Source organism: Caulobacter sp. GW822-FHT07D08, assembly GCF_058798735.1.
This window is the reverse complement of record NZ_JBXAKU010000026.1, coordinates 12,556-24,366: the sequence shown is the minus strand read 5'-3', so window position 1 is coordinate 24,366 and position 11,811 is coordinate 12,556. Positions and strand designations below refer to the sequence as shown.

Annotated in this window: 14 protein-coding genes and 2 tRNA genes; 11 read left to right on the top strand and 5 right to left on the bottom strand. The window is 67.1% G+C overall.

What is annotated here, in order from left to right:
• Nucleotides 1–49: 49 nt before the first annotated feature.
• On the top strand, nt 50–853 hold the full coding sequence (locus AC1RJ9_RS26440; protein ID WP_492841431.1) for an undecaprenyl-diphosphate phosphatase: 804 nt from the start codon (nt 50–52) through the stop codon (nt 851–853).
• Between the two features lie 83 nt (nt 854–936).
• Here the strand turns inward: AC1RJ9_RS26440 and AC1RJ9_RS26435 are convergent, their stop codons facing one another.
• On the bottom strand, nt 937–1,896 hold the full coding sequence (locus AC1RJ9_RS26435; RefSeq protein WP_492841480.1) for a complex I NDUFA9 subunit family protein: 960 nt from the start codon (nt 1,894–1,896) through the stop codon (nt 937–939).
• A 169-nt stretch (nt 1,897–2,065) separates the two neighbouring features.
• Between AC1RJ9_RS26435 and AC1RJ9_RS26430 the strand changes: the two genes are divergently transcribed.
• The 9 genes from AC1RJ9_RS26430 (at nt 2,066) to ptsN (ending at nt 8,583) form a co-directional block, all read left to right on the top strand.
• A tRNA-Leu gene (locus AC1RJ9_RS26430) sits at nt 2,066–2,152 on the top strand.
• Between the two features lie 155 nt (nt 2,153–2,307).
• Nucleotides 2,308–2,925 (top strand): ribonuclease D, encoded by a 618-nt coding sequence (locus tag AC1RJ9_RS26425; protein ID WP_492841429.1) that lies wholly within the window; start codon nt 2,308–2,310, stop codon nt 2,923–2,925.
• 8 nt (nt 2,926–2,933) lie between these two features.
• Entirely contained in the window at nt 2,934–3,554 is a 621-nt protein-coding gene (lptC, locus tag AC1RJ9_RS26420) for an LPS export ABC transporter periplasmic protein LptC (protein WP_492841427.1), read from the top strand.
• A gap of 61 nt (nt 3,555–3,615) precedes the next feature.
• Entirely contained in the window at nt 3,616–4,188 is a 573-nt protein-coding gene (locus tag AC1RJ9_RS26415; protein ID WP_492841478.1) for an LptA/OstA family protein, read from the top strand.
• Between the two features lie 8 nt (nt 4,189–4,196).
• Nucleotides 4,197–4,955, top strand: coding sequence for an LPS export ABC transporter ATP-binding protein (lptB, locus tag AC1RJ9_RS26410; RefSeq protein ID WP_492841425.1), 759 nt, complete (start codon nt 4,197–4,199; stop codon nt 4,953–4,955).
• Between the two features lie 220 nt (nt 4,956–5,175).
• Complete coding sequence (rpoN, locus tag AC1RJ9_RS26405) at nt 5,176–6,687, top strand: RNA polymerase factor sigma-54 (RefSeq protein WP_492841423.1); 1,512 nt, start codon at nt 5,176–5,178, stop codon at nt 6,685–6,687.
• A gap of 37 nt (nt 6,688–6,724) precedes the next feature.
• On the top strand, nt 6,725–7,336 hold the full coding sequence (locus tag AC1RJ9_RS26400; protein WP_492841421.1) for an exopolysaccharide biosynthesis protein: 612 nt from the start codon (nt 6,725–6,727) through the stop codon (nt 7,334–7,336).
• A gap of 63 nt (nt 7,337–7,399) precedes the next feature.
• Nucleotides 7,400–8,032, top strand: coding sequence for a ribosome hibernation-promoting factor, HPF/YfiA family (hpf, locus tag AC1RJ9_RS26395; protein WP_492841419.1), 633 nt, complete (start codon nt 7,400–7,402; stop codon nt 8,030–8,032).
• Between the two features lie 86 nt (nt 8,033–8,118).
• The gene (gene ptsN, locus AC1RJ9_RS26390; protein ID WP_492841417.1) at nt 8,119–8,583 is read left to right on the top strand and encodes a PTS IIA-like nitrogen regulatory protein PtsN; all 465 of its coding nucleotides are present in this window, start codon (nt 8,119–8,121) and stop codon (nt 8,581–8,583) included.
• Between the two features lie 33 nt (nt 8,584–8,616).
• Here the strand turns inward: ptsN and AC1RJ9_RS26385 are convergent, their stop codons facing one another.
• The 4 genes from AC1RJ9_RS26385 to AC1RJ9_RS26370 form a co-directional block, all read right to left on the bottom strand.
• Entirely contained in the window at nt 8,617–8,889 is a 273-nt protein-coding gene (locus AC1RJ9_RS26385; RefSeq protein WP_125159597.1) for a DUF1150 family protein, read from the bottom strand.
• 84 nt (nt 8,890–8,973) lie between these two features.
• Nucleotides 8,974–9,402 (bottom strand): Hsp20 family protein, encoded by a 429-nt coding sequence (locus tag AC1RJ9_RS26380; RefSeq protein WP_492841415.1) that lies wholly within the window; start codon nt 9,400–9,402, stop codon nt 8,974–8,976.
• Between the two features lie 188 nt (nt 9,403–9,590).
• A tRNA-Ala gene (locus AC1RJ9_RS26375) sits at nt 9,591–9,666 on the bottom strand.
• Between the two features lie 231 nt (nt 9,667–9,897).
• Nucleotides 9,898–10,362, bottom strand: a complete 465-nt coding sequence (locus AC1RJ9_RS26370; RefSeq protein ID WP_492841413.1) for a TIGR02300 family protein — start codon at nt 10,360–10,362, stop codon at nt 9,898–9,900.
• A gap of 117 nt (nt 10,363–10,479) precedes the next feature.
• Between AC1RJ9_RS26370 and aroA the strand changes: the two genes are divergently transcribed.
• Nucleotides 10,480–11,811 (top strand): 3-phosphoshikimate 1-carboxyvinyltransferase, encoded by a 1,332-nt coding sequence (gene aroA, locus AC1RJ9_RS26365; RefSeq protein WP_492841411.1) that lies wholly within the window; start codon nt 10,480–10,482, stop codon nt 11,809–11,811.

Genomic DNA, 11,811 nt, shown 5'->3' with positions numbered 1-11,811 from the left:
ACCTATTTACCGTGTCGGGCGCACGCCGGGGCGGGTTTGGAGCCGAACAATGCCTGACTGGCTGAACGCGATCATTCTGGGTCTGGTCGAGGGGCTGACGGAGTTCATACCCGTCTCCTCGACCGGCCATCTGCTGCTGGCCAAGGAAGCCATGAGGCTGAAGGACCCGTCCTGGGACACCTTCATCGTGCTGATCCAGCTGGGCGCGATCCTGGCGGTGGTCGCCCTCTATTTCCAGAAGCTGTGGGGCGTGCTGATCGGCCTGCCAACCAAGCCGGAGGCGCGGCGCTTCGCGCTCAGCGTCATTATCGCGGTGGCCCCGGCCTTCGCGGCGGGCCTGCTGCTGCATGACCTGATCAAGACGTTCCTGTTCGAGAGCCCGCTGATCATCTGCTGGTCGCTGCTGATCGGCGGGGCGATCCTGCTATTCATCGACAAGAAGGCGCCGCCGGCCGTCGATCACGACGCCATGAACCTGCCGCTGCACAAGGTGCTGATCGTCGGCCTGTTCCAGTGCCTGTCGCTGATCCCCGGCGTGTCGCGCTCGGGCTCGACCATCGTCGGCTCCATGCTGTTCGGCATCGAGCGCCGGGCCGCGGCCGAATTCAGCTTCTTCATGGCCATTCCGATCATGGTCGGGGCCTTCGCCCTGGACGTCTACAAGAACCGTGACGCCCTGGACGCCGGCCATGTCGGCGTGGTGGCCATCGGCTTCGTCGTGTCGTTCCTGTCGGGCCTGGTGGTCGTGAAGTACATGCTCGACTTCATCGGCAAGCGCGGCCTCGCCCCGTTCGCCTGGTGGCGGATCGTCGTCGGCGTCGGCGGCCTGGCGGTGCTGTACCTGCGCCCCTGAGCCAACGGCGACGCCGGCGAAAGAAGAAGGGCGGGCGCCCTCGCGGCGTCCGCCCTTTGTCGTCTTGGTTAGGCGCGTGTCGCCTAGAACGCGCCCGCCGGGGTCTCGGCGTACTGGCCGCCCTTGCGGTAGCGGTAGAGATAGGTCGGGACCACGGCCTCGACACTCGTGCCGACCACGCCGGCCTCGGCCAGGCCCGGGAGGCCATGCTCGGCGACATTGTCGATCTTCAGCATCTCGACCTGATCGGTCGTCAGCGGGGGCGGCAGGATCCCGGCGACCATGTCGCCGAGCGCGCCGATCAGCGAGGCCACCGGCCAGGGCAGCGGGGCCAGCGGCCGGGCGCGGCCGGTCTCGGTCAGGATGAGCTGCATGATCTCGCGCATCGTGTAGACGGTCGGCCCGCCCAGTTCGTAGGTCACGCCGACCGCGGCCGGGCTGGCGGCGGCCTTGGCGATCACGGCGGCGACGTCGCCGACGAACACCGGCTGGACGCGGCTGTCGCCGCCGACCAGCGGCATGATCGGCGACAGGGCGGCGATCTGGGCGAACCTGTTGAAGAACTTGTCGTCGACGCCGAACACCAGCGAAGGACGGATGATGGTCGCGCCCGGGAAGGCGGCGCGGACGGCGGCCTCGCCCTCGGCCTTGGTGCGGAAGTACTTCGACTCCGACTCGGCGTTGGCGCCCAGGGCGCTCATGTGGACCAGATGCTTCACGCCGGCCTTGGCGGCGGCCTGGGCCACGTTCTGGGCGGCCATGACATGGATCGACTGGAACTTCTGGCGGCCGCTCTCCCAGAGCACGCCCACCAGATTCACGCAGGCCTCGGCGCCGTCCAGGGCGCGGGCGATCGAGGCTGGATTGCGGACATTGGCCTGGACCACCTCGATCTGGCCGACGTCGCCCAGCATCCGCATACGATAGGCGAGATTGGGCTGGCGCACGGCCACCCGCACGCGATGGCCCGCCTTGGCGAGCGCCCGCACGACCTGGCCGCCCACGAAACCGGAGCCGCCGAACACCGTGACCAGACCTTGCATCTTCATTCCTCGTCGCATGCGATGACTCTACCGCGATAACGGGGGAATTAGACGACTGGGAGCGGCTTCGCAATGAAATCGCGACTTATCGATTTTTGTCTGTTGACGGCGTCGGAAGCTTTCCCTAAACGTCCCGGCCTCGCGGCGACCTAACCGGTTGCGACAGCGGGCCCAGGTGGCGGAATTGGTAGACGCGCTGGCTTCAGGTGCCAGTGACCGAAAGGTCGTGGAGGTTCGAGTCCTCTCCTGGGCACCACCCCTTAACTGAGCTTCTTTCGGGAAGCGGGGGTGGCGCCAAAAAATCCTCCGGATGCTAATTCGTTCATCGTGAGTATAAGTGTCGCGCGTTCTACTCGGACGCGTGGTTGAGCGCGCTCGCGCGGGCGCGATATGATCGCCGGAGTTTGAGACTTGGCTAATTTCGTTCACGAGGGCGACCTGCCCGACGGCGTCTTCGCCGGCGCTGGCGTCATCGCCATCGATTCGGAGACCATGGGTCTGCGCCTGGGCCGTGACCCGCTGTGCGTGGTCCAGCTGTCATCGGGCGACGGCGACGCGCACGTGGTGCGCCTGAATCGCGCGACCTACGACTGCCCGAACCTGAAGGCCCTGCTGACCGATCCGGCCGTGCTGAAGCTTTTTCACTTCGGCCGCTTTGATATCGCCATGTTCGAACTCCATCTGGGCGTGGTGACCGCACCCGTCTATTGCACCAAGATCGCCTCGAAGCTGGCCCGCACCTACACCGACCGCCACGGCCTGAAGGACGTGACGCGCGAGCTGCTGGGCGTGGAGCTGTCGAAGGTGCAGCAGTCGTCGGACTGGGGCGCGCCATCGCTGAGCGCCGACCAGGTGGCCTACGCCGCCTCGGACGTGCTGCACCTGCACGCGCTGCGGCTTAAGCTGAACGCCATGCTGGAGCGCGAAGGCCGCATGGCCCTGGCGCAACACGCTTTCGACTATCTCCCCCACCGCGCCTCGCTCGACCTGGCCGGCTGGGAGGAGATGGACATCTTCGCCCATAGCTGACGGACGCGATGCACCCGACCGCGGTCATGACCGGACGAACGATGAGCGCCGACCTCGCGCGCTGGCGTCGCCGCTCGCGCCGCGTTATGGCCGCGCGCATCATCCTGCCGGCCGCGATCACGGGCCTGCTGCTGATCGTCGCCTCGCAGGTTGGCTGGCGAACCTACATGGCCGCCACGCACCCGCCTGCGGAGGCCAAGACGGAGATCCGCCTGATCACGCCGCGCTTCTACGGTCAGTCGACCGACGGCCGCAGCTTCATGATCACCGCGCGCTCGGCGATCCGCGACGACAACGATCCGCGCCGCATCATCCTGGACGAGCCGGCTCTGACCCTGGACCTGGGCTCGCCGACGCCGACGCGGATGACCGCCAAGCACGGCGTCTATCGCCAGGACAATTTCGGCCTGAACCTGAAGGACGACGTCCGTCTGGACGATGGCACGGGTTACCGCTTCGCGTCCGAGGAGTCGTTCGTCGACACCAGGAGCGGCGACGTGACCGGCGAGACGACAATGAACGGCGAAGGCCCCAGTGGGCAGGTGCAATCCAACGCCTACTCCGTATATGACAAGGGCGATCGCGTCATCTTCCGGGGTGGGGTTCGCGCCCGGTTCGAACGGCAGTAAAGAAGATCAATGGCGCAGGTTCGCTTCGGATGCGGCCGCGACGGATGAGGACATGGTTCTGATGAAGCGACGGACGGCGGCGGCGGTGACGACCGCGTTGATCCTTGGTGGGATTGGGGCCAGCGGCGCGGCCTACGCCCAAGATTCGAGCACGCCGGTCGATGTTTCCGCCGACAATCAGGAAACCATCAACAGCAAGTGCATCACGATCTTCACGGGCAATGTGGAGATCCTGCAGAACCGCTCGCGCCTGCGCGCCCAGAAGGTGACCGTGTACAGCGCCCGCAAGGCGGGGACGACGGCGGACGGGGCCAACGCCTGCGGCGCGGCCCAGCGCATGGAAGCCGAGGGCGGCGTCTACATGGTCAGCGACACGCAGACCGCCCGCGGCGACCGCGCCGTCTACACCTTCGACAACAACATCGCGATCGTCACCGGCGACGTGGTGCTGGTGAAGGGCAAGGACGTGGCGCGCGGCGACAAGCTGACGGTCAACACCAAGACCAACGACGCCAGGCTGGAGTCGAACCCTTCGGCCAAGGCCTCCCAGCGCCGGGTCCGCGCGGTGTTCTACCAGGACGACAAGAAGAACGACGCGCCGGCCGCGCCCGCCCAGCCCGCCGCCCCGCGCTAGGATCCTCCATGACCCTGACCTCCAACGACATGGACGGCCTGTTCGTCGATTCCGTGGGCAAGTCGTTCGGCGACCGTCCGGTCGTCAAGAACGTCTCCCTGCGCCTCAAGCGCGGCGAGGTCGCCGGCCTTCTGGGCCCGAACGGCGCCGGCAAGACGACCTGCTTCTACATGATCACGGGTCTGATCGCCGCCGACTACGGCGCGATCTATCTGGACGGCGAGAACATCACCGCCCAGCCGATGTTCCAGCGCGCCCGTCTCGGCGTCGGCTATCTGCCGCAGGAAGCCTCGATCTTCCGGGGCATGACGGTCGAGCAGAACGTCATGGCCGTGGTCGAGATGCGCCAGAGGGACCCGCGCAAGGCTCGCGAGCAGGTCACCGGCATCCTGGAAGAGCTGCGCATCACCCACATCCGCAAGTCGCCGGCCGTCGCCCTGTCGGGCGGTGAGCGCCGCCGCGTGGAAATCGCCCGGGCGCTCGCTTCCGAGCCGTCGTTCATGCTGCTGGACGAGCCGTTCGCCGGCATCGATCCGCTGGCCATCGCCGACATCCGCGACGTGATCGGCTATCTCAAGAGCCGTGGCATCGGCATCCTGATCACCGACCACAACGTGCGCGAGACGCTGGACATCATCGACCGCGCCTCCATCATCCACGCCGGTGAGGTTCTGTTCGAAGGTTCGCCGCGCGAGATCGTCGAGAACCCGGAAGTCAAGCGCGTCTATCTGGGCGACAGCTTCAGCGAGCCCCGGCTCGGGGATTAAAAAAGACGCGGTGAGCAAGGCGCGCGGGGGCGAGGAAAGGCGTCCGCGTTGAGCCTCCGCACCCGGATCAAGTCCTTGGCCCGTAAGGGCTAACGCCTCTGGCATGATATTTTCCGGGACGGAACGTCGCACCGGCCCAAGAATTGCAGGCGTTGGCGACCCGTTAACCAAACAGGCCCTTCAATGGCGATCGAAGTTTTCGATTTGTCAGGAGGGCGCATTGGCGCTCAGCCACCGCCTCGAGATCCGTCAGGGTCAGGGCCTCGTCATCACCCCGCAACTGCAGCAGGCCATCAAGCTGCTGCAGCTGTCGAACATCGAGCTCGACGCCTTCGTCGAGGCGGAGCTGGAGCGTAACCCGCTCCTGCAACGCGATGAGGGCGATCACGAGCCCGCGGGCGAGGTCGAGGCCGTTCGCGACGCCAGCCTGACCCATGTCGACGCCGTGGCCGACACCACGGCTGGCCGCGAGATGGACACGCCGCACGAGGATGTCTCGCCGGGCGAACGCGCCACGGGCGATGGCGCCGAAGCTGGCTCCGAGCACGGCGCCGAACATGCCGGCGGCCAGATCGACTGGTCGCGCGCCGGTGGCGGCGGCTCCTTCGAGGGCGACGACAACTACGAACGCGCCCTGACCGACATCCCGACCCTGGCCGCCCATCTGCGCACGCAGCTTGTCCAGGCCGCGCTGTCGCCGGCCCGCAACGCCGTCGCCGAGATCCTGATCGACGCCGTCGACGAAGGCGGCTACCTGCGCCTCGACGTCATCGAGCTGGCCGAGCGCCTGGGTTGTCCGCTGGAGATGGTCGAGGAAACGCTCGCCACCCTGCAGGGCTTCGAGCCGGTGGGCGTCTTCGCCCGCGACGTCCGCGAGTGTCTGGCGCTGCAGCTGAAGGACCAGAACCGCTACGACCCCGCCATGGCCGCCATGCTCGACAATCTCGAGCTGCTGGCCAAGCGCGACATGGCCTCCTTGCGCCGCCTCTGCGGCGTCGACGACGAGGACCTGCGCGAGATGGTCGCCGAGATCCGCTCGCTGAACCCGCGCCCCGGCGCGGCCTATCACAGCGAACCGGCCGAGACCCTGGTGCCCGACGTCATGGTCCGCGAGGGTCTGGGCGGCATGTGGCACGTCGAGCTCAACACCGACACCCTGCCGCGCGTGCTGGTCGACCAGCGCTACCACGCCCGCGTCGCCAAGGGCGCGCGGACCGATCAGGAAAAGACCTTCGTCTCGGACTGCATGGCCACGGCCAACTGGCTGGTGAAGAGCCTGGACCAGCGCGCCAAGACCATCCTGAAGGTCTCCAGCGAGATCGTCCGCCAGCAGGACGGCTTCCTGGCCTACGGCGTCGAGCACCTGCGCCCGCTGAACCTGAAGACCGTCGCCGACGCCATCGGCATGCATGAGAGCACGGTCAGCCGGGTCACCTCGAACAAGTACATCGCCACCCCGCGCGGCGTGTTCGAGCTGAAGTTCTTCTTCACCTCGGCCATCCAGTCGTCGGAGGGCGGCGAGGCCCACTCGGCCGCCAGCGTCCGTCACAAGATCAAGGGCCTGGTCGACGCCGAGAAGACCGAGGCCGACGTCCACTCCGACGACGCCATTGTCGAAATTCTCAAGGCCGCCGGGGTCGACATCGCCCGCCGGACCGTGGCCAAGTACCGCGAGGCCATGCGGATCCCTTCGTCGGTGGAGCGTCGCCGTCGGATGAAGGAAGCGGTCTAGTCCCCCTTCCGCGTTTACCGCCGCCTGGAAGGTTGGAATGCACGAGAAGTCGCTCGCGGATGTCATCGAGGGTTTCGGCGAGGACAGCCGGCCCATCCTGACCGTGGGCGAGATGCTGGAGGCGTTCGACAGCCGCGCCTTCGGGGCCATGCTGCTGGTTTTCGGCCTGCTCAACACCTTGCCGCTGCCGCCCGGCTCCTCGACCGTCCTGTCGCTGCCGATCCTGTTCCTGGCGCCGCAGATCGCCATGGGCGCGGATACGCCGTGGCTGCCAAGGGGGCTGATCGAGAAACCCCTGAAGCGTGACGACCTGCGCGGGCTCTTCCGCCGCCTGGCGCCGATCGTGCGCAGCATGGAGCTGATCACCCGTCCGCGCCTGCGGCCGATGTTCGCACCCTTGGGCGAACGGGCGATCGGCGTGGTCTGCACCCTGCTGGCCTTGGTGCTGGTCCTGCCCATCCCGCTGGGCAACCTGGCGCCCGGCGCGACGGTCGCCGTCCTGGCCCTGGCGCTGCTCCAGCGCGACGGCGTTCTGGCCCTGCTCGGCTACCTGATGGCTATCGGTAGCGGGGCGCTTCTGTTCGTCAGCGCGCACGTTGTCGTGATGGCCGTACGCAAGCTTCTGAGCGTCTTTTCGGGGCTCGTTTGAGGTCGTCCACAGGCGTCTAAGGCGCCGCTTGACACCCGCCTGCGACAGGCGCGTTGTAGTCACATGCAAGTCCAAGTTTCCGGCAAGCATGTCGACGTTGGTGAGGCTCTGCGAGTGCGAGTCTCCGACGAAATCGCCCTGAGCATTGGGAAATACTTCGATCGCGGTGGTAACGCCGAGGTCGTGGTCAGCAAGGACGGCTACGCCTTCCGTGTCGATTGCTCGGTAAAGCTGGCTTCGGGTCAGCAGCTGATCAGCCATGGTTCGGGAGGCGACGCGCACGCGGCGTTCGACTCGGCCCTGGCCAAGATCGACACCCGCATCAGGCGGTACAAGCGGCGGCTGAAGAGCCACTCGCCGGCGGCCACGGCCAAGCAGGTCGAGAACGCCGCGATGTTCGTCCTGAAGGCTCCGGAAGTCGACGAGGGCGAAGAGCACGACTGGGATGTGGAAGCTGGCCACCCGACGGGCGCGCCCGCGGGCATGGTCATCGCGGAGACCCAGGCCGAGGTGAAGACAATGACCGTTTCCATGGCTGTCATGGAACTGGACTTGACCGCATACCCGGCAATCGTGTTTAGGAACGCCGCCCACGGCGGGTTGTCCGTGGTCTATCGGCGTCCAGACGGGAATATCGGCTGGATCGACCCCGAACGCACGAAGTCGCTGAACGGGCACGGGTCAACCGCGAGCTAACCGGATCCTTCATGGTCTGGCGCCGTCGCGGCGGATTCGCGGCGACGGCGCCAAGGCGGTCGGCATCTAGCGAGCTTTGTACGTCCATGACCATTGGCGATCTTCTGGACCCCGGAGCGGTGGCGCTGCGCGCTGGCGCGCCCGGCAAGCGCCAGGCTCTTTCCCTGGTCGCCGACGTCGCCGCCCGCGTATTGGGTGTCGACGCCCACACAACGCTTGAAGGCTTGATGGACCGCGAAGCCGCCGGCTCGACCGGCGTCGGCGAGGGCGTGGCTATTCCGCATGCGCGCGTGGACGGCCTGGATCGTGTCCGCGCGGTCGTGGTGCGCCTGGACACCCCGGTGGCCTTCGACGCCTTGGACGACAAGCCCGTCGATCTTCTGGTGGCCCTGTTCGCGCCCCGCGACGCCAACGCCCAGCACTTGAGGGCCCTGGCGCGGGTGGCCCGGATGATGCGTCAGCCTGAAACGCGGTCGGCTCTGCGCCAGGCGCGCTCGGCGGACGCGATCCATGTGCTGCTGACCCAAGAAGCGACCAGCACGGCCGCTTAAAAGGCCGCCCGCGCGGGGCGGCCCTTCAAACCGTTAGTGGACGGAAACCGGCGCCAGTTCGTGGGCCAGGGCGGCGGCGATCGCGGTGTCGCGGTCGATCATCACGGCCAGGCGCGCGCCGTCCGCGCGGCACACCGCATAGAGGGTCTGGTCGGGCGCCAGGTTGAAGTCCTGCACGCCCTCGGGGACGTCGGCGAGGATCTCGGCCGCCTTGATCGGCCGGACATAGACGAGGTCGGGCGCGCCAAGGGCCGCGAAAGCTTCGCTGGTGAAGAGCGGGCTGCTGTAGTGCGTGTTGGGCGTCATGATGACCACCTCCTTGATTAGGGAACGCGCCTTTCTCCGGCCGGTTCAGAGCCCAGAGCGGCGAGGCGGGTTCCGCGCGGCTTCTCAGCCCGCGCTGCGAATGGGAATTTTCTTCACGAGGCGCTCGGGTTCGGGCCGGGCCAGATCGATGTGCAGCAGGCCGTGTTCCAGGGTCGCGGCGGTCACCTCCATGCCCTCGGCGAGGACGAAGGTGCGCACGAAGCCCCGCGCGGCGATCCCGCGGTGCAGGAAGGCCCGCTCGGCCTCTCCGCGCCCGTCGCCGCTGTCGCGCTTGCCGCCGACGACCAGCTGGCCGCCCTCGACCGTCACCTGCAGCTGATCGGGCGAGAAGCCCGCCACGGCGAGGGTGATGCGCACGCCGCCGTTGTCGGCCTGCTCGACGTTGTAGGGCGGATAGCTTTCCGAGGCGGCCTTGGCTGCGCGCTCTATGAGGTCTCGGGTGTGCTCGAAGCCCAGCAGAAAGGGGCTGTCGAACATGATCATTCGGTTCATCGCGAAGTCCTCGCTTAAGCGACTTCGTTCGCGGAGATAAACCCGAGGATCGGCGCCGATCCCCACGACACGGCTCTAGATGTGGAGGCCGTGGCCAATCACTTCAAGAGGTGGCGGGGGTGCGAGGAGCCGGCTGAAATTCAGGTCCGGAAATGGACAAGGCCCGGACGTTTCCGTCCGGGCCTTGATGGTGGAGCTAAGCGGAGTCGAACCGCTGACCTCTTGAATGCCATTCAAGCGCTCTACCAGCTGAGCTATAGCCCCAAATTTTTCTTCGAGAACCTTGCGGTAACTCTCGGAAATCCTTGGTCTCTTCGGCGTTTCCGACTTGCGTCGCCCCCCGAAGAGGCGCGGAAACTAGTCCGGGATTTTTTCGGGATCAAGCCTCTTCTCGAACTTTTTTCGAGAAAAGTGTCGCACCCCGGAAAACCCCTGTGGATAGCCGGTTTCGCATGTCCGAAACCGGCTACCAACCAGAGAGACTAACCTGGCGGATTAGTCTTCGTCGCCCTCGCCGGGCAGGCCTTCGATCTCGTCGTCGAGATTGTCGTCGTCGTCCTCGTCCTCCAGGAACGGAACGTCGTCGGCCTCGTCTTCGGCGAGATCCTCGTCCTCGGCGAAGTCGACGCCCAGGTCGTCACCGCCCGCGGGGGCGGCGCCGGGCTCGGCGTCTTCGTCGTCGGTCTCGATGACGTCCGGCTCGACCTTGTCGATTTCGGGCGTTTCATCGACTTCGTCCTCGAAGCCGTCCTCGTCCTTGGGCGCGGGGGCGGGCTTCTCGTCCTCGGCGTCATAATCCGGCGTGATCGAGCGAGCGCGGACGCGGCGCGATTTCAGCGCCTCCTCCGGGTCGAACGACTCGCCGCATTTGGGGCACACGGCCGGACGACGGCCGAGATCGTAGAATTTGGATTGGCAGTTGGGGCAAATTTGTTTTGCGCCCAATTCGGGATTGGCCAAGTGGCGACCCTTTGATCCGGATGGGAAAAGCGGCCGGTCACTTGCCATGACGAGAGCCCGCTGTCAAAAGCAATCCCCTTCGCGAAAACCACCAAGCACCAAGGAGCCGGTCTCGGCATGTCGTCGGCTGGATTGAAGAGCGCGCCCGCAGGCGCTCTGCGAGGGATCGTGCGGGCCCCGGGTGACAAGTCCATTTCCCACCGAGCGATGATCCTGGGCGCGCTGGCGACCGGGACGACGACGGTGGAAGGCCTGCTGGAAGGCGACGACGTGCTCGCCACCGCGCGGGCCATGCGGGCCTTCGGCGCGCGGGTCGAGCAGGAAGGCGTCGGCCGCTGGCGCATCGAGGGCAAGGGCGGGTTCGAGGAGCCGGCCGACGTGATCGACTGCGGCAACGCTGGCACCGGCGTGCGCCTGATCATGGGCGCGGCGGCGGGTTTTGCGATGTGCGCCACCTTCACGGGCGACAGCTCGCTGCGCAGCCGCCCGATGAGCCGGGTGCTGGATCCGCTGGCCCGTATGGGCGCGACCTGGCTGGGCCGCGACAGGGGGCGCCTGCCCTTGACGCTGAAGGGCGGCAATCTGCGCGGCCTGAACTACACCCTGCCGATGGCCTCGGCCCAGGTGAAGTCGGCCGTGCTGCTGGCCGGCCTGCACGCCGAGGGCGGCGTCGAGGTCATCGAACCCGAAGCCACCCGCGACCACACCGAGCGCATGTTGCGCGCCTTCGGGGCCGAGGTGATCGTCGAGGACCGGGTCGTTGGCGAGAAGACCTTCCGCCACATTCGCCTGCCGGAAGGCCAGAAGCTGACCGGCGCGCATGTCGCCGTTCCGGGCGACCCCTCGTCGGCGGCCTTCCCGTTGGTGGCCGGCCTGCTGGTTCCGGGCTCGGAAGTGACGGTCGAGGGCGTGATGCTCAACGAATTGCGCACCGGCCTCTTCACGACGCTGCGGGAAATGGGCGCCGACCTGGTGATCTCGAACCGGCGCGTCGCCAGCGGCGAGGAGGTCGGCGACATCACCGCCCGCTACTCCAGGCTCAAGGGCGTGATCGTTCCGCCCGAGCGCGCGCCGTCGATGATCGACGAATATCCGATCCTGGCCATCGCCGCCGCTTTCGCGGAAGGCGAGACGGTGATGCGCGGCGTCGGCGAGATGCGCGTCAAGGAAAGCGACCGCATCGCCCTGACGGCGGCGGGCCTCGAAGCCTGCGGCGTCGACGTCGAGGAGGAGCCGGAGGGCTTCATCGTCCGCGGGACCGGCCAGTCGCCGCGCGGCGGGACGATCGTCGAGACCCACGGCGACCACCGGATCGCCATGAGCCACCTGATCCTGGGCATGGCCGCCCAGGAAGGCGTGGCGGTCGACGAGCCGGGCATGATCGCCACCAGCTTCCCGGGCTTCGTCGACCTGATGCGCGGCTTGGGCGCGACCCTGGCGGAAGCCTGA